We start from the raw sequence: 22,133 nt of genomic DNA, 5'->3' as shown, positions 1-22,133 counted from the left end.
GTTGAAGTGACAACTCCGCTGGTCGCGGTATCCTCGGTGGCATGATGGAGACGCGACCGCTGGAACCTGAGGAGTGGGAGTTCTGGGACTCCTGGATGCGGGCGCAGCGTCTGCTGGTCAGGGAGCTGGAGCGTGGTCTCCAGCGTGACTGCGGCATCTCGAAGGCCGAGTTCAGCGTGCTGGTGACGCTGTGGCAGGCCACCGGCCGCGAGATGCGTGTCGGTGAGCTCTCCGAGTCGCTCGACTGGGACAAGAGCCGTGTCTCGCACCAGCTCACGCGCATGGAGAAACGCGGCTTCGTCGCACGCACCCAGTACGGCGCCGACGGCCGCCGTGCGGGGATCGGACTGACGGACGAGGGCCGCCACGCCGCCCGGAGCGCCATCCTCGTGCACGGCGGCAACATCCGCCGCCACTTCCTCGACTCACTGTCCCCCGAGCACGCGACGGCCCTCCGGGCATGGAGCGAGCAGGCGGTCGACCGCCTCGAAACGCTCGGCGGCGAGGCCACCGGCGACGACGTGTCCTGAACCGCGCCGCCCCCGCCGGCGCTCGTCCGATGCGGCCCTCAGCATGGGGACAGGCCGGCCCTCTAGGTGTGGAGCGGGCGCCCCGTCGTCGACTCCAGACGGTTCCCGGTGTCGTCGTGGCGGTCGCCCAGGGTGGGCGTGCCGGTGGGCTCGAACATGAGGAACGCGGCGCCGGACGGAGCGTGCGGCTTGTGCTCCGTGCCGCGCGGGACGGTGAACACCGCGCCCCGGGGGAGCAGCACCGTGCGTTCCCCGTCGGGCTCACGCAGCGAGATGTGCAACTCCCCCTCCAGCACCAGGAAGAACTCGTCGGTGTGGTCGTGAACGTGCCAGACGTGCTCGCCCTCCGCCTTGGCGACCCGGACGTCGTAATCGTTGACGCGGGTGACGATACGGGGACTCCACGGGACGTCGAAGGAGGCCAGGGCATCGGAGAGGGGAACGGGTGCGTCGCTGCTCATGGGTTCATCCTGGGCCGTTCCGCGCGGCCGGCGTGAGTGCTAGGAATCGCACATGGCGAAAGATTCCTCGCACGAGGTCCCCGGGACGGGGACACACCGGGTCGTCGTGATCGTGGACGAGAACTCCAATCCGTTCGAACTGGGCTGTGCCAGCGAGGTCTTCGGCCTGCGCAGACCCGAGATCGGCCGCGATCTGTACGATTTCCGGCTCTGCTCGCCCGAGCCCCGCACCCTGATGCGGGACGGGTTCTTCACCCTCACCGGAGTCGCCGGTCTGAAGGCGGCCGACACGGCGGACACCCTGATCGTCCCCAACCGGCCGGACATCGAGGTGCCGAGGCGCCCCGCCGTGCTCGACGCCGTCCGGCGGGCGCACGCACGCGGTGCCCGCCTGGTCGGCTTCTGCAGCGGCGCCTTCACCCTGGCCGAGGCCGGCGTCCTCGACGGGCGCCGGGCCACCGCGCACTGGCAGTGGGCGGACGCCTTCCGCGCCCGCTTCCCCGCCGTCCGGCTGGAGGCGGACGTCCTGTTCGTCGACGACGGCGACATCCTCACCGCCGCCGGCAGCGCGGCCGCGCTCGATCTCGGACTGCACGTGGTCCGCCGCGACCACGGTGCGGAGATCGCCAATTTCGTCAGCCGTCGCCTGGTGTTCGCGGCCCACCGGGACGGCGGGCAGCGGCAGTTCGTGGAGCGCCCGGTGCCCGAGTTGCCGGACGAGTCGCTGGCGCCCGTCCTGGCCTGGGCCCAGGCACGGCTGGACACACCGCTCACCGTGTCCGGCCTCGCGGCCCGGGCCGCGGTCAGCCCGGCGACACTGCACCGCCGCTTCCAGGCGCAACTGGGCACGACGCCGCTGGCATGGCTCACGGGGGAGCGGCTCGCGCTGGCGTGCCGGCTGATCGAGCGGGGCGAGTCCCGCGTCGAGGTGGTCGCCCGGCGCAGCGGGCTGGGCGGCGCCGCCAATCTGCGCCGGCTGATGCGCCGTGAGACCGGCCTCACGCCGTCGGAGTACAAGCGGCGGTTCGGGTCGGGCGTGAAGTGAGGCGGAGGGGGCGACCGCCCGCGTCACGCTGTCGACGAGGCAGCGGCGGGACAGAGGGCGACGCTCACAGCTCGGCAGGGTCCCGGCGCAGCGTGACCTCGCGCCCGGACGCGGTGCGCACCGTCAGCGCGTGCACGCCCGGCCGGCCCGGCACGACCTCCAGCGGCAGCCGGTCGAAGGTCTCGGCACCGATGTGGTCCCGCAGCTCCCCGGGGTCGGCGCCGATCTCCAGCCGGGTCACGGCCGCCCCGCGCTCACCGGGCCCGACCGCCCCGCGGTCCGGGTTGGTGGCCGGGTCCTCCCGGTAGAACCAGTTCGGCAGCCCCCGGCGCCAGCATGTGTCGAACGCGCGGCCGGGGCCCGGCGCGGTGGTGATGATGCGCTGGGTGCCGTCGGGCTGGACGCGCCCGGGAACCCGCGCCACCTCGCCGCCGAGCCGCTCCGCCACCGCGTGCATCTCCTCGAGGGTGTCGGCACGCAGACACCAGAACAGCCATCGGTCGCTGCCGTCGGCGAGGAGCCCGTCGAACCACGCGGCCGCCGTGTCCGGCTTGGCGGGTCCCGTCGCGGCCTCGACCTCCAGGTAGACGTCTCCGCCCAGCGGGAAGATCGTGTTCGCGATGCCGGCGGCGAAGACGCCACCCTCGTAGTGGGCGAGACCGGTCTCCTCGTGCACGCGCCGGACGCCGTCGTCCAGGTCGCGGACGGCGAGGGAGAGGTGATCCAGGTGGAACATGCGTCGAGCCCCTCATTGCCAAACGATCGTTCGGAAACTTACCGAACGCACGTTAGGAATCTTGAAGCCGCTTGTCCACTTCGCGGGCCCCGGTCACCGCCGCAGCGGAGTGGCGGCGATGGCAGGAAGGGCGGAAAGGTGCCGGAGGTCAGGCGAAAAGGAGGGAAACGAACTCGTCGACGAACGCCTGTACGGAGTCCGCGTCGTTGTGCTCGGCGGACTGCGGGAAGAGGGCGACGCGACCGTGCGCGCCGACGAACGCGATGACGGCGGCCCGCTCGGCCGACACGCGCAGTGGGACCCCCGCCTCGGCGCAGCGCGCGAAGCCGGCGACGAGTAGGTCGATCACGTCGTACAGCGGCCCGGACGGACGGACGCCGGGCGCGGTCCGAGGGGGACCGCCGGCCGTCATCAGCCGGTAGTGACCCGGATTGTCCACCGCGAACCGGCAGGTGGCGTGCATCATCGCCCGCACGCGCCCCACGGCGTCGCCCGGGTCCACGCGGCCCTCGGCCGTCTCCATCGCGACGCGCAGCCGGACGAACTCGTGCGCGGTCAGGCCCGCGACGAGCGCGGCACGGTCGGTGAAGTGCTGGTAGATGCTGGCCGGTGCGATCCCGGCGGCGCGGGCGACACCGCGGATGGTCAGGCCGTCCTCCCCGCCGAGTTCGGACAGCAACCGGCTGGCCGCGGCGAGGATCTCCCCGCGCAGCCGCTCGCCCTCTCCCCAGCGGTTGCGCTTGCGCGGGGCACTGACCTCGACCTCGTCCGACACGCCCCCATTCTCGCAACCACCGTCCCCGATCGACGGGCGAGGTCGCGCCGGGACGCGCCGGTGGTCTCGGCCCGCGTATTGACATGTCCCCGACTCGCCGCGATCCTGTGACCCGTGAAGAACCTTTCATCGATGTAAATCCCATGAGGCAACTGACTCCGGCGCGGAAGCCGGAAGAGAAGACCGGCGGCCGGAGTCGTCCCCACCGTTTCCTCCCCCGCGATCCCCGGCCGGATGCCGCCCCCACCCCGGCGCACGTGTACCGGCGCGGCGTCGACAACGGGAGGACGACCCTGGGACGGGACCATGAAGCTTTCCCGCTTTCTCTCCGGCGTCGCCGTCTGCGCACTGTCCGGCGTGCTCACCGTCCTGATGTCACTGTCGGCGGCGCAGCCGGCCCGCGCGGACCAGACGAGCCTGCGGGCCGCCGACCCGAGCGTCCTGCGCGTGGGCGGCACCTACATCGGGGTGCAGTCGACCGGCGGGGGCATCGCCGTGCGGCAGGCCTCCTCCACGGCCGGCCTCGCCTCGGCACCGGCCCGCCAGATCTGGTCGGACGGCCGCGGGCTCGGTGAGGTGTGGGCCCCGGAGATCGTGCGGGACGGCGGACGCTACTACGTCTACTTCTCGGCCGGCCGCGGCGCCGCCCACCGGATGTACGTCATCAGCTCCGCCAACCCCGACAGCGGCTACACCACCGAGACGAAACTGGCGCTGCCGGACGACAAATGGGCCGTCGACGGAAGCCTGTTCACCTTCAACGGGCAGCGCTGGTTCGTCTGGTCCGGCTGGGCCGGCGACACCAACGTCGAACAGAACCTCTACCTCGTCCGGATGAGCGACCCGAGCACGCCGACCGGCGCACGGTACATCATCTCGCAGCCGCGCGAGCCCTGGGAGCGGGTGGTCGGCAACCCGTACATCAACGAGGGACCCGAACCCATCAAGGATCCCAACGGGCAGCTGCACCTCGTGTACTCGGCCAACGGAAGCTGGAGCGAGCAGTACTGCCTCGCCGATCTGAGGCTGCGGGCTGGCGGCGACCCGACGTACGTGTGGGACTGGTACAAGTCCAACGGCTGCCTGTTCGGCTCCAACCGCGCGACCATGATGTCCGGCTGGGACCCGACGCTGTACGTCAACGGCCCCGGCCACCACACCTTCGTCCTCCTCGACGGCGACATCGCCACCAGCCCGCCCGCCGGCCCCACGTTCCCCCTCATGTTCCACGCCGTACCGAAGGGGACGCCCTACGCCTGGGAGAACCGGTACTGGTACACGGGCTCGTTCACCTGGTGGGGCAACACCACGTACCGCCGCGCCAACGTCCCCGGCGCCTCCACCGACACCGGCTGGAGTCTGAAGTTCTTCGAGTAGCCGGGTGCGCCCGGGGGTTCGACGACGAACCGGCGTCTCCGCCGCGTCCGTACACCACGCGCGACGATCCTGAGAGGCTGTCGGGGTGCTGACCCCGACGAGAAGAACGGCTTCCGGCCGGTCGGCTCCTTCACCGGGGCGGACGGCTCCCGGTCGCTCGACATGATGCTCGACCTGGACCCGGCGCCGGGCCGGGCGGGGCCCGCCGTCCGGCGTCGGGCGCAGCGTCAGAGGTCGGTCAGTCGAGGCCCTTGCGGCCGGGCGTCCAGAACGGCTTGGTGCGGATGCTGCGCCGTGGCCACCCGCGCTCCTCGACGAGGTGGCGGCGGACGAGTTGGATCGTCCGGGCCTCGCCCGCCAGGTATGCCACGCCCGGTTCGTCGGGCAGGGTCAGGGCGCGGACGGCCTCGACCAGCGACTGCGAGGAGGCGGCGGAGCCGCCGTCGCGGTGGCTCCAGGCGAGGTCCCAGGTGGGAGGCGTGCCGGGGCGGTCGTCCGGAACCAGGTCGACGCGCTCCCCGGCGCTGTCGACCTCGAGCCGGGCGAAGACCGTGGCGCTGTCCGGCAGCGCACGCAGCATGGGGCCGTAGGAGACCTGTGCGGTCTCCTCCCCGGCGAAGAGGTGGTACGCGGCCGTGGCGTCCGGGACGAAGGTGCCCTGCGGCTTGAGCAGCATCACCTCGTCGCCCGGCCGGGCGGTGCGGGCCCACTGGGCGCCCGGCCCTTCCCCGTGGTCGAACACGATCAGCTCCATGGACTGGTCGCGGTAGTCCCACACGGAGTAGGTGCGCAGGGTGCCCACGAGCCAGTCGACGGCAGCCGGCGCGGCCGCGACCTGGAGGCGTACGTGCTGGCCCGGCTGCCAGGTGAGACCGGCCAGCGCGGGGCCGGTGAGGGTCACGCGGCGCAGGCGTGGTCCCCACTGCTCGACGGCGTGTACCCGGGCAGGGAGGAGGAGGCGGTCCATGAGGCGGCTCTTCACGGGGTGGGTCTCCTTGGACGGGGAGTGGGACAGGCGGCCGAGGCCACAACTGAGGGGACGGCGGCGGGCGGGCCCGGGTTGAGGCGAAGCGGAATCTGCTGCTTCCGCCTCCCGCACGCGCGGCCGGGCGCCTCATCCGCCCTGCCCGCCTGGCCCCTCCGTGCGCTCGAAGTCTTCGCGTATGAAGGGCAGTTGGAGGTAGCCAAGACGCGTCGGCCCGGTGTGGACGGTGTTGGTGGCGCCGTCGTGGTAAGCGGGGTCGTAGGCGTGGTGCATGCCGTGGGCGACGCCGTCGTAGGGCTGTATGTCGACGCGGATGCGCTGTCCCTTCCTGAGCAGCCCGGTGCTGGGGATCAGCTCGATCTCGACCTCTACCTCCTCGCCGTCGGCGAGCGGCGCGTAGTCGGCTTCGCGGTGGGTGTGCTTGACGGTGTACTCGGTGGTGCGTTCTTCGTCGATCCGGCGGTGCGAGACCTTCAGCCAGCCCTTCATCAACGGGATGGGCCGGTCGCCGAAGCCGCTTGTGGCCAGTCCGGTGAAGTCGACTTCGTGGCCGTTCTCGTCGATGACCCGTACCGACAGGTAGAGGTCCATGTCGTGGTGGGTGGAGGAAACCACCAGTCCAGCCTTCCCGTATCCGGCGAGGACCACGTCGGCGGCCAGCGGGGCGCTGAGGAAGGAGATGCCCGTCGCGTGCGGGTCGGATGCGGCGGAGGCGGGGTCGACGCGCAGGGCCGCTCCGGTGGCGGGGGGAACGAGGGCGATCTCGGCGGAGTAGGAGGCGTGGCCGGCCGTGGCCGGTGGGGCCGTCGCGAGCAGGTGGAAGCGTCGGTCCTGCTGGGCTACCGGTGCCTGCGCGGTCGCGGTGTCGAAGTACCAGCGCCGGTAGTCGGTGTGCTCGACGGGCCAGGCGCTCTCGTGGCGGATGACGGCGGCGCCGTTCCCGGTCCGTATCTCCAGGCGTACGGGCGGCACGTCCATGATCCCGTTGTCGATTCCCTTGAGCCAGTGGTCGAAGAAGGCCTTGTGGGCGGCGGTGGTCTCCTCGGCGTAGGCCTTCTGGAACCAGTCGTCCCACAGGTCGAGCTTCTTGTGCGGCGTCGGGGTGGCCAGATAGGCGTTGGCGCCGCCGAGTTGGTGGAAGTGGGCGGAGTGGGTCGTCGCGGCGACCGCCCAGAGCGGGACGGTGACACCGGACAGGTCGGGGCTCATGAAGAGTTCCGCCCGTGGCCCGAAGACGGCGTCGGGGTCGGTGTCGCGGAAGGGGCTGTTCTTCAGGGTCTCGACGAAGTCAACCATGTCGGGCTCCCCGACGATCGCGGGCTCGATGCCGGAGGCCTTCCAGACGGACCAGAACTGCTCGTTGAAGATGCCGCCGTTGTAGGCGACCTCCTCGTAGAGGTCCACGTCCGTGCCGATGGCGATCATCGCCTTGAGGTGCTCGGGGTGCAGACTGGCGGCCTGGTGCTGGTTCATCGCGAGGTAGGACATGCCCCAGGTGCCGACGTTGCCGTTGGACCACGGCTGGGTGCCGGCCCACTCGATGCAGTCGCGCAGGGCCTCGGCCCCGGCGATGCCCCACGGGGCGAGCCGTCCGGGGGAGTTGCCGGCGCCGGGCATGTCGGCGCGCACGACCACGTATCCGTCGGGGACCCAGGAGGCGGTGTTGACGGTCTCGTGGTTCTCGAACGCCTGCCCGCCGGGGTTGCCCGAGAAGTAGTCGTCCTCCATCACCTCGTGCGCTTGGAGGTCCGCCGCGGTGGCGATGGAGTGGTGGTTGAAGGCCTTGCCGTAAGGCCCTGAGCCGAGGACGACCGGGTGGGTGCCCGGTCCGGCGGGGCGGAAGACGTCCGCGAGGACGTGACCGCCGTCGCGCAGGGGGATCTCGACGTCGCGGAACCGCAGGATGCCCAGGGCGTTGCGGCGGACCTCGTTGCGGGCGCTCGCCGGGGTGCACCAGGTCCGCGGCTCGGTGTCCTCGAAGACACCGGCCTCGTTCAGGTCGCGCAGGAGCTGGACGAGCACCGGGTCGTCGGTGAACGCGCGGAGCTTGTCGACGGCTCCCGTGCCCTGGAAGTCGGCGTCGTGGCGGAAGTCGACCGGCCGGCGGCCGACGATGCGGTGCACCTCCGGTGCGAGATGTGTGCCGTGGTCGCGGACGGCCGTGCGACCGAGGGTGAACACGAAGCGGGCGATGTTCGTCAGCCCCGGGTCGCGCAGTTTGGCGAGGTCGCCGTCGACGCGGGCGACGATCTGCGCGAGGTTGAGCCGCGGGCGCGCGAGGGCGTTGCCGATGGGCACCGCTCCCACCAGGAACGCGACGCGCTCCCCGTCCTCGTAGCGGAACTCGCCCTGCGGGCCCGTGAGCCCCCGGTGGGTCGGCGTCTCGTACCGGAGACCGCTGATCGGGCCGGCCAGAAGACCTGTGTGCGTCATCGGTGCCACCTCCTCCATGAAAAATATCAACGGACGTTGATAATGTGGCGGCCACCGTACACTACGCCCATGACCGAGCACCCCGACGAGCCGAAGCCGCCCGCGCGGCGGGGCCGCAGACCTGGACGGAACACGACCCGTCAGGCGGTGCTCGACGCCGCGCGCCGGCTCTTCGCGACGAACGGCTTCAAGGACACGACGATCCGCGCGGTCGCCGCGGAGGCCGGTGTCGACGCCGCGCTCGTGATGCAGTTCTTCCGCTCCAAGGACGAGCTCTTCGGCGCCGTGATGTCGCTGTCCCCGGACGCGCTCACCCGTATCGCGGGCGCCTTCGGCGGCCCCGCCGACTCGGTCGGCGAGCGGGTCGTCCGCGCGCACCTCGACGTCTGGGAGGGTGACGGGCCCGACGGAGAGGCGCTGCGGGCGATGCTGCGCGGAGCGATCACCAACACCCGGGCGAACACGCAGCTCAGGGAGTTCATCGAGGCCCGACTGTCCGAGGACGCGGCGCAGTTCGGCTCGGACGTCCAGGACGCCGCGATCCGCGTCGCCCTGGCGGCGTCCATGCTGATCGGCCTCACCGTCGGACGGCAGATCGTCCGGGTCACGCTGTTGGCCGAGGAGGAGCGCGAAGCGGTCGTCCGACGGATGGGCCCGGCCCTGCAGGCCGTGCTCCTGCCCGCGCCGTAGCCCCGCTGCCCCGGTGGACGGGAAGGTCCACACGGCGGTTGCGGCCGGACCGTGTGGTCCCGCGCCCGTTAGGGTGGGGCGGTGCGCACGGTCGAGCTCTTGTTGGACGAGGCGGCGGACTCGACGGTCCGGGAGGCCTGGCGGCGGCTGGCGGACGCGGGCCTGCCCAGCCAGGCGCGCCACCCCTCACCGACCAACAGCCCGCACCTCACCCTGGCCGCCTGCCCCGAGCTGACCGCCCCGATCCGCTGGGAGCTCGCGGAGGTGGCCGCCCGCCTGCCGCTGCCGGTGCGGTTCGACGGCGTGACCCGCTTCGAGCGGCCCACCTCGGTACTGGCCTGGTCGCTGGAGCTCGACGCCGCGCTGGCCGGCCTGCACCGCCGGGTGTGGGAGGCGGTGGTCTCCGACAGCCCGTCCGAGGCACTCAACCCGTTCCACCGGCCCGGGCGCTGGAGCCCGCACATCACCCTCGGCCGTACCCGCCGGGCGGGCGCCTTCGCCGGCCGCCGCGTCCCCGAACTGCTGCCCGCACCACCGCTGTCGGCCCGTCTCACGCTCCTGCGCAGCTACGACACGGAGACCGGAACCCTGGAGGTGCTGGAGCCCCGGGTGTGAGCCACCCCCTCGGCCGTCGCCGTCGCCGTCGCCGTCCCCGGTCACGACGACGCCGGGCTATAGTCACGAGGTCGCGAAAAACGATGTGCCGCGGGTGCGCCCCGGACATCGCTCGTACATCGACGCAGATGGTTCTGCTCGGTGAGCGTCTCCTTGCCGAGACCGGACACCCCGTCCGCTCCCGGCGCCGACCCCGCCGGCCCGTGCCGGCGCGACAGAGGAGCGCACCGCATGCGGAAGACCGTCCACACCGACACCGGTATTGCCATCATCGGGGCGGGACTGGGCGGACTGACGCTCGCCCGGGTGCTCCAGACCCACGGTGTCGCCACGACGATCCACGAGGCTGAACCCTCGGCCACGACCCGTACCCAGGGCGGCCTGCTCGACATCCACGAGGACACCGGACAGCTCGCGCTTCGCGCGGCCGGCCTGTACGAGGAGTTCCGCACCCTGGTTCGCCCGGGAGAGGACGCCAAGCGCGTGGTCGACCGCCGCGGCACGGTCCTGCTCGACCTGCCCGGGGACGCCGGTTCGGCCCGGCCGGAGGTGGACCGCGGCGCACTCAGGCGCCTGCTCATCGATTCGCTGACGCCCGGAACGATCAGGTGGGGGCACAAGCTCACCTCGGTCCGGCGCGGCGCGGGCGGCGGCTACGACCTGACCTTCGCCGATGGCTCCCACGCACACGCGGACCTCGTCGTCGGCGCGGACGGCGCCTGGTCGAAGGTGCGTCCGCTGCTCACCCCGGCCGAACCCCGGTACAGCGGCACCTGCTTCATCGAGATCGCCCTCACCGCAGACGGCCGGGACGGCCAGGACGACCACGACCGTCGGGCGGGCGTCGCCGCGATCGGCAGCGGCACGCTGATGGCGGTCGCGCCGGGCCAGGGCATCATCGCCCATCGCCACGCCGACGGGCAGGTGCGCGGATACGTCGCGCTGAACAAGCCCGAGGAGTGGGTGCGGTCGATCGACTTCGGCGACCGGTTCGCGGGTCTCCAGCACGTGGCCGCCGAGTTCGACGGCTGGTCGCCGTCGCTCACCGCCTTCGTGACCGGGAGCGAGGCGGAACCGTGGCTCCGCCCCATCCATGCCCTTCCCGTCGGCCTCCGGTGGGACAGGGTTCCGGGCGTGACGCTCCTCGGCGACGCCGCGCATCTGATGTCGCCCTTCGCCGGCGAGGGCGCGAACCTCGCCATGTACGACGGCGCGGACCTGGCGGGCGCGTTGGTGGAACGATCCGACGTCGAGTCCGCGCTCACCGCCTACGAGGAGCGGCTGTTCCCGCGCGGCGGCGCCGCCGCCGACCGCTCGGCGCGGAACCTGCGGCTCTTCTTCGGCCCGGAGGCACCGCGGAGTGTGGCGGCCCTGTTCGATCCCTCCTGAACTCCGTGGCCCAGGCGTCGGTCATCCATGCCGAGGCGGCGCGCTCGCTCGTACCAGGGCGCGTGCGAGGTCCGCGCTCAGGGAGACGGCGTCGAGCGGGAGCAGTCGTGTCGCGAGGGCGCCCTCGTGGAGCAGGAGGAGCCGGGCGGCCAGGACGTCGGGCTCCCGGCACCCCGCCTCGGCGGCCAGCTCCTGGAACAGGCGGAGCAGCCAGAGCTTCTGCTCCGTGGCGACGCGGTGCGCGGGGTGCGCGGGGTCGGGCAGCTCGGCCAGCGCGTTGACGAACGCGCAGCCGCGGGTGTTGGTCCCACTCCACGCGCGCAGGGCTTCGAAGGGGGCGGTGACCGCTTCCACGGGGTCGTCGCACGCACCGACAGTGGAGCGGACGAGCGTCCGCCAACGCTGGTCGCGCTCGCTGAGGTAGGCCGCCACCAGGCGGTCCTTCGAGCCGAACTGGTTGTACAGGGTCCGCTTGGTCACGCCTGAGTGCTCCGCGATCAGATCCACGCCGACCGCCGTGATGCCCCGGTCGTAGAACAGCTCCTCGGCGGCCGCCACGATGCGGCGGCCCGCCGGTGTCATGGGCCGTGCGTGCCCCATCGGACGCTCCTTCACTGATCGGTGTACGGTGGTCGTGTTCACAGATCAGTATATCTACCGGGAGGTGGCACAGGGTGACACGGTCTCGGGGCACGGACGTGCCCGAGAGGATGCGCGCGGTACGGATCCTGGAGCACGGGGGGCCGGAGGTCATGGAAGTGGCCGAGGTGCCGGTGCCCGCCCCGCGAGCGGGGGAGGTGCTCGTCCGCGTCAGCGCGGTGGCGCTGAACAACACCGACCTGTGGACCCGGGAAGGCGCCTACGGCCGCCCGGAGGATCCGCAGGCCCGGTCGGGCTGGCGGGGCCCGGTCGGCTTCCCGCGCATCCAGGGCGCCGACGTGGCCGGCCGCGTCGTGGCGATGGGCGCCGACGTGGACGAGGACCTCGTCGGCCGCCGTGTGGTCGTCGACCCCGCCCTCTACGACGGCGACGGCCCGGACGCCCACCCCGTCGGCCTGATGGGGAGCGAACGCGACGGCGGTTACGCCGAGTTCGTGACCGCACCGGCGGCACGTGTGCACGACATGACGGAGTCCCCGCTCACGGACGATCAGCTCGCGGCCCTGCCGACGGCCTACGGCACGGCACTGGGCATGATCGAACGGGGCCGGTTGCGCACGGGGGAGACCGTCCTGGTCTCGGGGGCGTCCGGCGGCGTCGGACTCGCGGCCGTCCAGATCGCCCGGGCGCGCGGCGCGCGGGTGCTCGCCATCAGCAGCGGACCGAAGACCGGCGCGGTACGCGAAGCCGGCGCCCACGAAGTCGTCGACCGCGCCCGTGACCTCGCCGAGCGGATCCGTGCCGCCGCCCCGGAGGGCATCGACGTCGTCCTCGACGTCGTCGCCGGAGACCTGGTGGGCGACGGACTGCCGTTGCTGCGCGAAGGCGGACGGTGGGTCGTCGCCGGCGCGCTCGGCGGCTTCCGGGTGACCTTCGACGTACGCCGTCTCTATCTCCACAACGCCCAGGTGATCGGCTCCGCGATGCACACGCCGACACACTTCCGTCTCCTCATGGACCTGGCCCGGAGGGCCGGGATCCAGCCCGTCATCGCCGCGGCGTTCCCCCTGGACCAGGCCGCCCGGGCGCAGGAGGAACTCGCCCGAAGGCGTCACGTGGGGAAGATCGTGATGCACCCCTGACCAGCGAGCGGGCATGCGGTGTTCGGGTCGTGGACGTGGGCGCCCCGGGCGGGTCTCGTCAGGCCCAGCGGAGGCAGAACGGGTGCCCCGCCGGGCTGGCGTACACCCCGGAACCCGGGCGGGCGGCGCCGGTGACCCCGTGTGCCGGTCGCAGCCGCAGGCCGCCGGCATCGAGGACGCGCTCGTCGGACGTCACCGCGTCGTCGACGGCGAGGTCGAAGTGCATCTGCTGCGGGGCGCCGTCGGGCCAGCGCGGTGGCACGTGCCCGGGAGAGTGCTGGATCACGAGCACGGGAAGACCGTCGGTCCTCACGAAGTGGTGCGTCGGCGTCCTGGTGAGAGTGCCGCCGAGCAGCCGGTGCCAGAAGGAGCTCTCCTCCTCCGGATCCGCGGCGTCCATGATCAGTGAGGTCAGGGTGAAGGTCATGACGTTGCTCTCTCTCCTTGTATGTCCTCGCGGGCCGGCGAAGGCCATCGCGGGTCATCGCATGTTGTCGAAGGTGTGTCGGGGCGGACGGGTCACACCACCGGGATGATCCCGCCGTCGACCCGGAACTGAGCGCCGGTCAGCCACGTGGCGCGGTCCGAGGCGAGGAAGGCGATGAGCTCGGCCACGTCCGCGGGCGTGCCGGGACGCCCCATCGGCACCTTCAGCTGGTCCACGATCCGCTGCGTGACGTCATCGATCCCGATGCCCTGGCTGTCCGCCATCCGCCGCAGATGGCCGAGCGCTCCGTCGGTGACGACGAAGCCCGGTACGACGCACACCACGCGCACGCCGTGCGGGCCCACCTCCGTCGCCAACTCGCGGCTGTAGGCGTTGAGCGCGGCCTTCGCGGCGGCGTACGACGCCTCGGCGGGCTGGGGGAGACGGCTGGCGATGGAGGAGACGTGCACCACGACGCCGGAGCCGCGCTCGACCATCCCGGGCACCAGGGCCCGGTCGAGCCGTACGGCGCCGAGCAGGTTCATCTCCAGGTCGGCGAGCCAGGACGCGTCCGTCCGCTCCAGGGTGGGCATGGGAGCGGTCGCGGCGGCTGCGTTGTTGACCAGGACGTCCACGCCTCCGACGCTGTCCACCACGCGCCGTCCGAGTTCTGCCGCCCCCTGTTCGGACCGCAGATCGGCGGGGATGAAGGCGGCGGGCAGCTCCCGCTCGGGTGCCGTCCGGGAGGCGGTGAGCACGGTGGCGCCGGCCGCGGCGAAGCGGCGCACCGTTGCCTCGCCGATCCCGCGGCTGCCACCGGTCACCAGTACGCGCAGGCCGTTCAGTCCTTCGTCCACGAGCGGCACGGTGAACTCCTTCAGTAAAGTGAACCCGACTCCGGAACTGTACACATAAACGGAGTAGGACTCACCTTATGGAGGACTGTTGCCGTCATCACGCCCGCTGCGGGCCGACGCCCGCCGCAACCGCGAAGCGCTCCTGACCGCGGCGCACGAGGCGCTCCTGGACGCCGGCGAGGTGCATGTGGAGGAGATCGCCCGCCGGGCGGGCGTCTCCGTGGGCACGCTGTACCGCCACTTCGAGACCCGCGAAGCGCTCATCGCGGAGGTGTACCGCCGGGAGGTCACCGAGCTCTGCGCCGCCCCCGCCCGGCTCCTCGCGCAGCATGCCCCGGACGCGGCGCTGCGGGCCTTCCTGCTGCTCATCGTGGAGCACGCGGCGGTCGGCAGGGGGATGGGGGAGGCGCTGGAGAGCATCATGGCGACCGACTCACCGGTCTTCGACGACGCGCGCGAGGAGATGGCCCGCGCCCTCGACCTGCTGCTGACGGCCGGCGCCACGGCCGGCCTCGTCCGCGGCGACGCCGGGGGGCGCCTCGTCCTGCGGGCTCTCGGCGGCATCTGCGGGATGCGCGCCGAGGGATGGAAGGACGACGCCTTCCGTATCGTCGAGATCCTCTACGACGGCTTGCGCCACGACGCGGCGGACCGCGGCCGGGATCCGGTGTCGGACCGGGGCTGAGGGACGGCACCCGGCGGCGCGCCGGGCGGCGCGGCCAAGGCCGCCCGGAGGAAGGGGTGCCGCCCGGAGCAGTGGTTCGGGACGAGGCCGACGACGACGCGGATGCCCACCGCGTGGGCGCGGGCCGGCAGGGCGTCGACGCCGAGATCGGACACGTGGTCCAGCGGGCGGCCTCGTGGGCGGAGCGGTCGATGGTGGCGATGCCGCTGAGGAAGAGCGCGATGCGCAGCCCGCACTCCACCGGGGTGCCGATCGGTCCGATCGACGGCAGGGCGGTGGCGAGGTGGCCCAGCCGGCTGGTGGCGAACCGGTCCGGCGCCACGGCCCGGAGCACCGCGTCGGCGGGGCCGTCCGCGGCGAGCAGGTTCTGCCAGGCGACGGCGACGCGAGCGGGAAGTGACCGGTCAGTCCAGCAGAATGCCGCGCAGGATGGGGATCAGGTGCCGGACGAGCTGTTCGTCCGACATCTCGGCCAGCGGCCCGCTTCTGTAGACGTACCGGGAGAACGTCACCCCGATGAGCTGGGCGCCCACGGAGGCCACACGCCGCTCAAGTCCGGGGCCGGGAATCACCCGCCGGTACATCTCCAGGTTCTCCTGCTCCATCGCGGCGAACAGCCGCTTGGCGGATTCCTCCTCGGAGGCCACCGCGCGCAGCATGGCCACGAACGGATCGCTGCCTCCGCTCTCGGCCATACGCCGGACGTAGGACCTGGCGATGCGCGTCGGCAAGGTGCTGGCGTCCCCGGCCACTTCCGCCATGAGCGCGTACACGCGGTTACTACGACGCCGTCCGACTGGCCATGGGCCGCGCACGTTCCGCTCGCCAACTCACCTGCGCACGCCCTGAATATCCGTATGTAGCCGCATCTCGCAAGTGACCGCCTGGAGATTAGATGAGCGGGCAATTGCATTCGCTAATGACCAAGCGGATACCAGTGCGGTCCGGCTCGACTCGTCCGCTCGTCCGCTCGTTCGCTCGTCCGCTCGTCGGCTCGGCCCGGCGGCCGAGCCGTCCACGCCGTTCCGTACAGGAGAAAGGTGGCGACGGCCTTCGAGTTCCGGGCCCGGCCGATGGGTGACGTCATCGCCGCGGTCACCACGTTCGACGCGGGGGTCACCGCCGCTTTGCTGAGCCGCTGGGGGAGCGCGGTGGGGGCGGCGCCCCGAACGGTCACCAGCTTCCTGACGCTCGTGGCGGGCCCCGGCGGGAAGCTCCTCGCCCAGGCGGCGACCGTGCACGCGGGAGGGGGCACCGAGGCGGCGCGGGAGGCGCTCGCACCCGTACTGTCCGCCGGGCCGGTACTGCGCAACCGGATTCTCGTCACTCCGTACCACCGGCTGCTGCCGGCCAGGCATGCGCAGCAGATCGCACGCGGAACTTCCCCCTGACGGCCGCCACCCTCCCGGCCTGGCGCGAGGCCCTCGGCCGGTGCTGGGAACTCGGACATGAATCTGACGGCACGTCAGGAATCTCTTCCGGTGAAGCTGCTGCCCCATCGGAGTGAGTAAAGAGAGTCCCAGCGTGGTATCTCGCGCAGGTCTATAGATCCTTTTGTCCAGGTAAAGGATCGCTCGTGTCGTGGACCGACGGCACGCGGTCTTGGCGGCGCTTCGCGCCGAGTGGCGCCCTTGCGCCCCCCTCAACCGGAGGAGTCACGCCATGAGTCACGGAAAGAAGCTGCGCGAACAGATCGCCGGACCGGGAACCACCCCGCTGATCGGTGTGTACGACATGTACTCGGCGTCCATCGCGGCCGGGCACTACGACGGGATGTTCGTCTCCGGCTTCGGCTTCGCGGCCTCGTACTACGGGCTGCCGGACATCGGCTTCATCGCCTGGCCGGACATGGTCGCGTTCGTCGAGCGGCTGCGCGGCGCGTTCCCGGCGCACCACCTGCTGGTGGACATCGACGACGGCTACGTCGACCCGGAGGTCGCCTGCCATGTGGTGGAGAGGCTGGAGCGGATCGGCGCCTCCGGAGTGATCCTGGAGGACCAGAAGCGGCCCCGTCGGTGCGGCCACGCGGACGGCAAGCAGGTGCTCCCGCTCGACGAGTACCTCACCAAGCTGGAGCAGGTGCTGGCGACCCGGCGGGACATGGTCGTGGTTGCCCGGACCGATGCCACCGAGGAAGCGGACATCCTGAACCGGGCCAAGGCTCTCGCGGCCACCGACGCGGACGTGATCCTGGTCGACGGGATCCGCAGCGTGGAGTGGATCCGCCGGGTACGCGACGTGGTCGGTGACAAACCGCTGCTGTTCAATCAGATCGCCGGCGGCAAGTCCCCGCGGCTGTCGCTCGACGAGCTGTCGGAACTCGGGGTGGACGTCGCCATCTACAGCACGCCGTGCCTGTTCGCCGCACATGAGGCGATGGACAGCGCGCTCGCCGAACTCAAGGGCGCCGGCGGCCGGTTGCCCGTCGTGGACCCGGAGCGCGGCATCGGCGTACGGGCCGCGACCAGCCTGCTGGAGCTCAACATGGCGCACCGGCGCACCGAACGCGCGGGCGTGGCCGGGTGAGCGGGGGCGGTCGGGTGAGCGGGCGCCTGCCCCGGCTGCGTACGGCGGCCGTCCTGGCGGTGGCGGTACTGGGCGCTACGGCGACCCCGGCCGCGGCGGAGGGGACGGGCGGTCTGATCACCGTCCTCGACAACTCGCAGGCGGACTCGATCCTCGAGGTCGACCGTACGGCGAACCTCCAGGCCGGCAGCGGCACCGCGGGCAGCGATCACGACGGCAGCGCGGTGGACCTGATGGAAGCCCTCGTGGGCGTGGCCCGAGCCGGGGCGGGGGAGGGTGGCTGACACCGAGGGCCGGGTACCACCCGGCCCTCGTCCGGCGGTGCCGGTCGCGGGACTCCTCCACGCGCTCACCCCGGCCGGTCCGTCACGCCTGCGGGCAGGTCCCGCTGCCGGGAACGCGGCGGGAGCGGAGCCCCTGGGCGAGCAGGGCGAGGGCGGAGAGAAGGGCGACCGTCGCGGCGTACGCGACGAATGTCTCGTGCAGCCCCGTGTGGGTGGCGGCGATGCCGGCGGCCACCGCCGGGACGCTGAAGGACAGGTAGGAGATGACGAAGGCCACGGAGAGCAGCTCGCCGCGTTCGGACGGGGCGGCGATCCGGGCCAGGGTGCCGAAGGCGGCGAGGCCCGATCCGCCGAAGCCGACCCCGGCGATCACGGTACCGAGCGCCGCCGTGACCAAAGAGGTCTCCTCGACCCCGGTCAGGGCGACGGCCGTGCCGACCAGCAGCAGGCTCGCGCCGAGCGTGAGCGTGCGCTGGGTGGGCCAGCCGCGCAGGAGCAGCGCGGTGAGGAAGGCCGGCGCGGTCAGCAGGGTGACCACCAGCCCGCCGACCACATGGCTGGAGAGACCGAACAGGGTGACGGCGACGGACGGACCGAGTGAGAGGTAGAGACCGCCGAGCGCCCAGCTCGCGACGAGGATCGGCACCAGCCCCAGCAGGTCGGCCCGCAGACGTGGCGCGACCCTGAGACGGGGCAGAAGCGAACGGGCGGCGCCCGGACGCCGGATCGAGGTCTCGGGCAGCGCGAGAAGTACGGCACCGGCCAGCAGCAGACCGGCCAGCAGCAGTATGTACACCAGCCGTGTGGGGTGGGGTCCGTACTGGACGAGGAAGCCGCAGCCCAGGGCGCCCAGGCCCAGCCCGAAGGTGGGTGCCGCGCCCGTGACGACGCCGGCGCGGTGCGGCGCGTGAGCCGGGTTGAGATCGGCCAGGGCCGCGCCGAGGGTGGTCATGGCGGCGCCGGTGGCGATGCCCTGGACCAGGCGTGCGGCCAGCAGCGGGGCGACGTCGTCCGCGACGAGGAAGAGGACCATCGACACCGCTTCGAGAGCGAGCGCGGACAGCAGCACCGGGCGGCGGCCGAGATGGTCGGACAGGGCGCCGAGAACGAGCAGGGCCCCGATCATCCCGAGGACGTAGACCGCGAACACCGTGGTGAGGGTGGTCGCGGAGAAGTGCCACTGCTGCTGGTAGACGACGTACAGAGGGGACGGCGCGCTGGACGCCGCCATGAACAGCACGAAGACGGCCGCGAGGGCGGCGAAGGCAGCCGGACGGCCCAGCTCGCGTCGGCCGCCGCCGGACCGGGGGGCGCCGATAGGCGGGGAGGTGTCGGAGGGCGGGGACGTCTGGCTCTGGGGCAGGGCGGAACCGGGCACGACTCTCTCCAAACGCAGTAATCAATGCGTTAAGGACGCTACCACTAACGCAGCGATCAGTGCGATAATTCCGTCATGGTTGACGCTTCAGCTCAGGTACGTCCCGGTGGCCGCTCCGCGAAGGTACGGGCGGCCGTCCACCGCGCGGTGGGGGAGCTCCTCGCGGAGGAGCAGTCGGCGGAGGCGCTGACGATCCCGGCCGTCGCCGCCCGTGCCGGCGTGCACCCCACCACCGTGTACCGGCGCTGGGGTTCGGCCGCCCAGTTGCTGAACGACGTCGCCACCAGCCGGTTCAGCGACGACGTGGTGGTACCCGACTCCGGTACGCTCGCCGGCGACCTGGAGCGGTGGATGGAGGACGTCGCCACCGACCTCGCCGACCCGGACACGCTCGCGCTGATGCGGGCCACGATCGGCTCCGGGCCGGCGGGCGGCTGTGCCTGCACCGAGGACCGCCACAAGCAACTCGGAGCCATCATCGAGCGTGAACGCTCCCGGAGCGGCGAGACACCCGAGGTGGAGAGCGCCGTCGACTTCCTGCTCGGCCCGCTGTACTACCGCGCCATCTTCAGCACCCAGCCCGCCTCCCCGGACTGGGCGCGGGAACTCGTCACCACATTCCTGACGGCGTCGCGGCCCCGTTCCTGAGCCGTGCGTGCCGTGCGACCTCACGTGATCGTCCAGACGCGCGTGGTTCACCTGCTGTGGAACTCGTTCCGTCACGCCGCCCGTCAGGACCGGGAGGGCCGGGCGTCTCAGACCTTGAAGGTGTGCACCGACTGGGCGGTGCCCGCGGATATGGGCAGCTCCGGCAGAGTTCTTCGGCGGTACTTGGTCGGCGGTGTCTGGGGCCGCCTGGAGGTTTGGAGGGAGGGTTGAAGCGTGACGGCTCCCCGGAGGGCCTGTCTAGCATCAGGACAGCCAGTGGGATGAAGCGCGGGGCGGAGCGACACGTGCGAAGTGATCAACTACAAGGATCTCGATAGATGGCGTGGGAACGCCTGGTGCTTGGTGGAGAACGGCTTCACACGCTTCCTATACACACCACCACTGACCGGTCGGAAGGGCGCGAAGCATCAGGCCCAGTTCACGTCACGCACGGCAGCCTGTACAGGTCAGCCATCCGCACGGTTATCGCTGGAGCCCATCGCTGAGCGCGCAGTTTCTTTGAACTGCTCGATCGCAGCATTGGCACGGTCGTATATCTCATCACTCGATGGCAGGTCGGTTCGGGGAGCTTCTCCTCTCATGGCCCGCAACGCTTCGACCGCGGTCGAAGCCTGCCACTCCGCAAGGCAACGCTCGACAGCTCTCGCGCTCCGGGCGACGCTGGGCGGACCTTCGAGCTCGATGACAAGAGCAGCCTTGTCGAGATCACGGACGAGCCCTCTGAGCCGATCGGCGTGCGCGGTCGGCAGATCTTCACGCAGCAGGTCCCGTTCGCGGTTGGCACGCCAAAGTTTTTGGAACGGTGCAATGCATCCGAGGAAGGAAACGCAGGCGTCTCTGCGGATCTGCCTGCGCCAATGCTGGTGCTGTGTCGTTGCCTGCTTGTGGCCACTCACTATGGCCGACCCGATGGCTCCGCCGGCGCCTACAGCCGCGCCCACGACGGCAGCCACCGCCCCCACCAGTGCTACGCCCCCCGCGTCCATCTCTCTATCGTGCCGTTCGCGCACCACTCCGTGCCGTGGCACAGGCCTGAAAGTCGAAGCACGGTGCACGCAGCCGTGACTCCGGGACCGCCGGCCGCGTTGACTGGGGTAGCCAAGGACCGGCCGAGAAGTGGGGACCGACGTGCCGTCACCTCTTGGCGCGGGTGCGTCCGGGGGAGCGGACGGAGGGCAGGTCGTCGCGCGTGTTGTCCGTTTCGAGGGCGCCAGCGGGCATCTGGCGGTAGGAGTGGAGGAGTTCGGCTATGACGGCGGGACGGACCTCGGCCGCTGTCACGAGCGCGGCCAGTACTTGGGAACGCGATGTCTGCTCCCCGGCCGCGGCCGCGGCCCGGACCAGGACGTCCAGCCGTCGGTCTACGTCTTCTGGCCAGTCGACCAGCGTCTTGCGTCGTGGACGCTGCCACAGCAATTCCACACGTCCCCCTCGCTGACATCTATCTATATTGAATATATATTGAGCCCATGGTGACGGTGCTGCAAGAGCGTGCAGAACAACGGGACTTAGAGCGCGGCCCTGCGAGGAAGATTCATGTGGCGGGCCGCACGCTGACGGTGACGCCGGTGTTCGACACCTACTGGCGGTTCGCGGCGGCGCGGCAGAAGGTCTACGAGGCGCGCCTTGCCGGGGGATCGGGACCGTTCACGGACGATCCGATCCTGCAGCGCTACCGCTTCACCAACTGCTTCAGGGCCGCGGACCGGGTCAGCCAGGATCTCATCGGCGGCGTGATCTACCGGGGTGAGCAGGCGTGGGAGGAAGTCTTCTTCCGGACCATGCTGTTCAAGATTTTCAACAAGACCTCGACGTGGCGGCTGCTGAATGCCGAGCTGGGAGAGGTGCGGTGGGACGCCTACGACTACCGCGCCTTCGACCGGGTGCTCTCCCGCGCCTTCACCGCGGGGCAGCGGTTGTACTCGGCCGCCTACATCGTGCCCCCGCCGCAGCTCGGCCAGCAGCGCAAGCACCAGAACCATCTGCGGCTGCTGGAGATGATGATGACCGCAGACGCGCCGCAGCGTGTGCTGTCCGCGCCGACGCTGCAGGACGCCTACCAGGTCCTGCTGGGCTTCCCGGCGATCGGCCCGTTCCTGGCCTACCAGTTCGCGATCGACCTCAACTACGCGGCCGAGATGCCGTTTTCGGAGATGGACTTCGTCGTCCCCGGGCCGGGTGCACGCGACGGGATCCGCAAATGCTTCGGGGCGGCAGCCGACGGCATCGAGGCGGACGTCATCCGCTACATGGCTGACACCCAGGACGAGCACTTCGCCCGGCTGGGGCTTTCCTTCGCGGGACTGCGCGGGCGGCCGCTGCAGCTGATCGACTGCCAGAACCTGTTCTGCGAGGTCGACAAGTACGCCCGGGTCGCGCACCCGGACATTGCCGGGATCAGCGGCCGCAGCCGTATCAAGCAGACCTACCGGCAGCAGGCCGATGCGATGCCGGCCTGGTTCCCGCCCAAGTGGCAGCTCAACGGCCCGCCCGGGCCTTGAGGTTGCCGCCCCCACCGCGTGCGGTCCG

Annotated in this window: 25 protein-coding genes; 13 read left to right on the top strand and 12 right to left on the bottom strand. The window is 71.4% G+C overall.

What is annotated here, in order from left to right:
• Positions 1-41: 41 nt before the first annotated feature.
• Positions 42-530, top strand: a complete 489-nt coding sequence (locus tag OIE12_RS00460) for a MarR family winged helix-turn-helix transcriptional regulator (RefSeq protein WP_329130458.1) — start codon at positions 42-44, stop codon at positions 528-530.
• Between the two features lie 62 nt (positions 531-592).
• On the opposite strand, the gene OIE12_RS00455 is transcribed toward OIE12_RS00460, so the two are convergent.
• Positions 593-991: a cupin domain-containing protein gene (locus OIE12_RS00455; RefSeq protein ID WP_329130456.1), complete on the bottom strand. Its 399-nt coding sequence runs from the start codon at positions 989-991 to the stop codon at positions 593-595.
• Positions 992-1,043: 52 nt separating this feature from the next.
• Between OIE12_RS00455 and OIE12_RS00450 the strand changes: the two genes are divergently transcribed.
• Positions 1,044-2,036 carry a GlxA family transcriptional regulator gene (locus OIE12_RS00450; protein WP_329130454.1) on the top strand — a complete coding sequence of 331 codons (993 nt, stop codon included), beginning with the start codon at positions 1,044-1,046 and terminating at the stop codon, positions 2,034-2,036.
• A 64-nt stretch (positions 2,037-2,100) separates the two neighbouring features.
• Here OIE12_RS00450 and OIE12_RS00445 read toward each other — a convergent pair whose 3' ends face one another.
• Positions 2,101-2,772: a VOC family protein gene (locus tag OIE12_RS00445; protein WP_329130452.1), complete on the bottom strand. Its 672-nt coding sequence runs from the start codon at positions 2,770-2,772 to the stop codon at positions 2,101-2,103.
• Between the two features lie 148 nt (positions 2,773-2,920).
• Positions 2,921-3,547 (bottom strand): TetR/AcrR family transcriptional regulator, encoded by a 627-nt coding sequence (locus tag OIE12_RS00440; RefSeq protein ID WP_329130450.1) that lies wholly within the window; start codon positions 3,545-3,547, stop codon positions 2,921-2,923.
• Between the two features lie 306 nt (positions 3,548-3,853).
• On the opposite strand from OIE12_RS00440, the gene OIE12_RS00435 reads away from it, so the two are divergent.
• On the top strand, positions 3,854-4,924 hold the full coding sequence (locus tag OIE12_RS00435; protein ID WP_329130448.1) for a glycoside hydrolase family 43 protein: 1,071 nt from the start codon (positions 3,854-3,856) through the stop codon (positions 4,922-4,924).
• Positions 4,925-5,162: 238 nt separating this feature from the next.
• Here the strand turns inward: OIE12_RS00435 and OIE12_RS00430 are convergent, their stop codons facing one another.
• Complete coding sequence (locus OIE12_RS00430; protein WP_329130445.1) at positions 5,163-5,906, bottom strand: siderophore-interacting protein; 744 nt, start codon at positions 5,904-5,906, stop codon at positions 5,163-5,165.
• A gap of 132 nt (positions 5,907-6,038) precedes the next feature.
• On the bottom strand, positions 6,039-8,342 hold the full coding sequence (locus OIE12_RS00425; RefSeq protein ID WP_329130443.1) for a CocE/NonD family hydrolase: 2,304 nt from the start codon (positions 8,340-8,342) through the stop codon (positions 6,039-6,041).
• A 69-nt stretch (positions 8,343-8,411) separates the two neighbouring features.
• Here OIE12_RS00425 and OIE12_RS00420 point away from each other — a divergent pair, with 69 nt between their 5' ends.
• The 3 genes from OIE12_RS00420 to OIE12_RS00410 all read left to right on the top strand — a co-directional run bounded on the left by OIE12_RS00420 (position 8,412) and on the right by OIE12_RS00410 (position 11,036).
• Entirely contained in the window at positions 8,412-9,032 is a 621-nt protein-coding gene (locus tag OIE12_RS00420) for a TetR/AcrR family transcriptional regulator (protein WP_329130441.1), read from the top strand.
• Between the two features lie 81 nt (positions 9,033-9,113).
• Positions 9,114-9,647 (top strand): 2'-5' RNA ligase family protein, encoded by a 534-nt coding sequence (locus OIE12_RS00415; RefSeq protein ID WP_329130439.1) that lies wholly within the window; start codon positions 9,114-9,116, stop codon positions 9,645-9,647.
• Between the two features lie 231 nt (positions 9,648-9,878).
• Positions 9,879-11,036, top strand: a complete 1,158-nt coding sequence (locus OIE12_RS00410; protein WP_329130438.1) for an FAD-dependent oxidoreductase — start codon at positions 9,879-9,881, stop codon at positions 11,034-11,036.
• Between the two features lie 21 nt (positions 11,037-11,057).
• Here OIE12_RS00410 and OIE12_RS00405 read toward each other — a convergent pair whose 3' ends face one another.
• Positions 11,058-11,636 carry a TetR/AcrR family transcriptional regulator gene (locus OIE12_RS00405; protein ID WP_329130436.1) on the bottom strand — a complete coding sequence of 193 codons (579 nt, stop codon included), beginning with the start codon at positions 11,634-11,636 and terminating at the stop codon, positions 11,058-11,060.
• Between the two features lie 110 nt (positions 11,637-11,746).
• Here OIE12_RS00405 and OIE12_RS00400 point away from each other — a divergent pair, with 110 nt between their 5' ends.
• The gene (locus OIE12_RS00400; protein ID WP_329141686.1) at positions 11,747-12,778 is read left to right on the top strand and encodes a zinc-binding dehydrogenase; all 1,032 of its coding nucleotides are present in this window, start codon (positions 11,747-11,749) and stop codon (positions 12,776-12,778) included.
• 58 nt (positions 12,779-12,836) lie between these two features.
• Here the strand turns inward: OIE12_RS00400 and OIE12_RS00395 are convergent, their stop codons facing one another.
• Positions 12,837-13,205, bottom strand: a complete 369-nt coding sequence (locus tag OIE12_RS00395) for a VOC family protein (protein ID WP_329130434.1) — start codon at positions 13,203-13,205, stop codon at positions 12,837-12,839.
• A gap of 92 nt (positions 13,206-13,297) precedes the next feature.
• Positions 13,298-14,071: an oxidoreductase gene (locus OIE12_RS00390; RefSeq protein ID WP_329130432.1), complete on the bottom strand. Its 774-nt coding sequence runs from the start codon at positions 14,069-14,071 to the stop codon at positions 13,298-13,300.
• Positions 14,072-14,150: 79 nt separating this feature from the next.
• On the opposite strand from OIE12_RS00390, the gene OIE12_RS00385 reads away from it, so the two are divergent.
• Positions 14,151-14,747 carry a TetR/AcrR family transcriptional regulator gene (locus OIE12_RS00385; RefSeq protein WP_329130429.1) on the top strand — a complete coding sequence of 199 codons (597 nt, stop codon included), beginning with the start codon at positions 14,151-14,153 and terminating at the stop codon, positions 14,745-14,747.
• Positions 14,748-15,151: 404 nt separating this feature from the next.
• Here OIE12_RS00385 and OIE12_RS00380 read toward each other — a convergent pair whose 3' ends face one another.
• Entirely contained in the window at positions 15,152-15,508 is a 357-nt protein-coding gene (locus OIE12_RS00380; RefSeq protein ID WP_329141685.1) for a TetR/AcrR family transcriptional regulator, read from the bottom strand.
• A 279-nt stretch (positions 15,509-15,787) separates the two neighbouring features.
• On the opposite strand from OIE12_RS00380, the gene OIE12_RS00375 reads away from it, so the two are divergent.
• From OIE12_RS00375 to OIE12_RS00365, 3 genes are all read left to right on the top strand, one after another.
• On the top strand, positions 15,788-16,138 hold the full coding sequence (locus OIE12_RS00375; protein ID WP_329130427.1) for a hypothetical protein: 351 nt from the start codon (positions 15,788-15,790) through the stop codon (positions 16,136-16,138).
• A 271-nt stretch (positions 16,139-16,409) separates the two neighbouring features.
• Positions 16,410-17,273, top strand: a complete 864-nt coding sequence (locus OIE12_RS00370; RefSeq protein WP_329130426.1) for an isocitrate lyase/PEP mutase family protein — start codon at positions 16,410-16,412, stop codon at positions 17,271-17,273.
• Between the two features lie 14 nt (positions 17,274-17,287).
• Complete coding sequence (locus OIE12_RS00365; RefSeq protein WP_329130424.1) at positions 17,288-17,557, top strand: hypothetical protein; 270 nt, start codon at positions 17,288-17,290, stop codon at positions 17,555-17,557.
• An 82-nt stretch (positions 17,558-17,639) separates the two neighbouring features.
• On the opposite strand, the gene OIE12_RS00360 is transcribed toward OIE12_RS00365, so the two are convergent.
• Complete coding sequence (locus tag OIE12_RS00360; RefSeq protein ID WP_329130420.1) at positions 17,640-18,935, bottom strand: MFS transporter; 1,296 nt, start codon at positions 18,933-18,935, stop codon at positions 17,640-17,642.
• 75 nt (positions 18,936-19,010) lie between these two features.
• Here OIE12_RS00360 and OIE12_RS00355 point away from each other — a divergent pair, with 75 nt between their 5' ends.
• Positions 19,011-19,583: a TetR/AcrR family transcriptional regulator gene (locus OIE12_RS00355; RefSeq protein ID WP_329130418.1), complete on the top strand. Its 573-nt coding sequence runs from the start codon at positions 19,011-19,013 to the stop codon at positions 19,581-19,583.
• A 467-nt stretch (positions 19,584-20,050) separates the two neighbouring features.
• Here the strand turns inward: OIE12_RS00355 and OIE12_RS00350 are convergent, their stop codons facing one another.
• Positions 20,051-20,557, bottom strand: coding sequence for a hypothetical protein (locus OIE12_RS00350; protein WP_329130416.1), 507 nt, complete (start codon positions 20,555-20,557; stop codon positions 20,051-20,053).
• A 181-nt stretch (positions 20,558-20,738) separates the two neighbouring features.
• Positions 20,739-21,026: a hypothetical protein gene (locus OIE12_RS00345; RefSeq protein WP_329130414.1), complete on the bottom strand. Its 288-nt coding sequence runs from the start codon at positions 21,024-21,026 to the stop codon at positions 20,739-20,741.
• Between the two features lie 47 nt (positions 21,027-21,073).
• On the opposite strand from OIE12_RS00345, the gene OIE12_RS00340 reads away from it, so the two are divergent.
• Positions 21,074-22,105: a nucleotide kinase domain-containing protein gene (locus OIE12_RS00340; RefSeq protein ID WP_329130412.1), complete on the top strand. Its 1,032-nt coding sequence runs from the start codon at positions 21,074-21,076 to the stop codon at positions 22,103-22,105.
• Positions 22,106-22,133 lie beyond the last annotated feature (28 nt).

The sequence above is a fragment of the Streptomyces sp. NBC_00670 genome, from assembly GCF_036226765.1.
In the GTDB taxonomy this organism is placed as follows: Bacteria; Actinomycetota; Actinomycetes; order Streptomycetales; family Streptomycetaceae; genus Streptomyces.
The sequence above is the reverse complement of the archived record's forward strand: the minus strand, read 5'-3'. Positions and strand labels throughout refer to the sequence as shown.

What these genes read in the sequence shown, in the direction of transcription:
- OIE12_RS00460 (WP_329130458.1), top strand. Translation starts at nt 42, where the DNA reads ATGATGGAGACGCGACCGCTGGAACCTGAGGAGTGGGAGTTCTGGGAC.
- OIE12_RS00455 (WP_329130456.1), bottom strand. Translation starts at nt 991, where the DNA reads ATGAGCAGCGACGCACCCGTTCCCCTCTCCGATGCCCTGGCCTCCTTC.
- OIE12_RS00450 (WP_329130454.1), top strand. Translation starts at nt 1,044, where the DNA reads ATGGCGAAAGATTCCTCGCACGAGGTCCCCGGGACGGGGACACACCGG.
- OIE12_RS00445 (WP_329130452.1), bottom strand. Translation starts at nt 2,772, where the DNA reads ATGTTCCACCTGGATCACCTCTCCCTCGCCGTCCGCGACCTGGACGAC.
- OIE12_RS00435 (WP_329130448.1), top strand. Translation starts at nt 3,854, where the DNA reads ATGAAGCTTTCCCGCTTTCTCTCCGGCGTCGCCGTCTGCGCACTGTCC.
- OIE12_RS00425 (WP_329130443.1), bottom strand. Translation starts at nt 8,342, where the DNA reads ATGACGCACACAGGTCTTCTGGCCGGCCCGATCAGCGGTCTCCGGTAC.
- OIE12_RS00420 (WP_329130441.1), top strand. Translation starts at nt 8,412, where the DNA reads ATGACCGAGCACCCCGACGAGCCGAAGCCGCCCGCGCGGCGGGGCCGC.
- OIE12_RS00410 (WP_329130438.1), top strand. Translation starts at nt 9,879, where the DNA reads ATGCGGAAGACCGTCCACACCGACACCGGTATTGCCATCATCGGGGCG.
- OIE12_RS00405 (WP_329130436.1), bottom strand. Translation starts at nt 11,636, where the DNA reads ATGGGGCACGCACGGCCCATGACACCGGCGGGCCGCCGCATCGTGGCG.
- OIE12_RS00400 (WP_329141686.1), top strand. Translation starts at nt 11,747, where the DNA reads ATGCGCGCGGTACGGATCCTGGAGCACGGGGGGCCGGAGGTCATGGAA.
- OIE12_RS00395 (WP_329130434.1), bottom strand. Translation starts at nt 13,205, where the DNA reads ATGACCTTCACCCTGACCTCACTGATCATGGACGCCGCGGATCCGGAG.
- OIE12_RS00380 (WP_329141685.1), bottom strand. Translation starts at nt 15,508, where the DNA reads ATGGCGGAAGTGGCCGGGGACGCCAGCACCTTGCCGACGCGCATCGCC.
- OIE12_RS00370 (WP_329130426.1), top strand. Translation starts at nt 16,410, where the DNA reads ATGAGTCACGGAAAGAAGCTGCGCGAACAGATCGCCGGACCGGGAACC.
- OIE12_RS00355 (WP_329130418.1), top strand. Translation starts at nt 19,011, where the DNA reads ATGGTTGACGCTTCAGCTCAGGTACGTCCCGGTGGCCGCTCCGCGAAG.
- OIE12_RS00340 (WP_329130412.1), top strand. Translation starts at nt 21,074, where the DNA reads ATGGTGACGGTGCTGCAAGAGCGTGCAGAACAACGGGACTTAGAGCGC.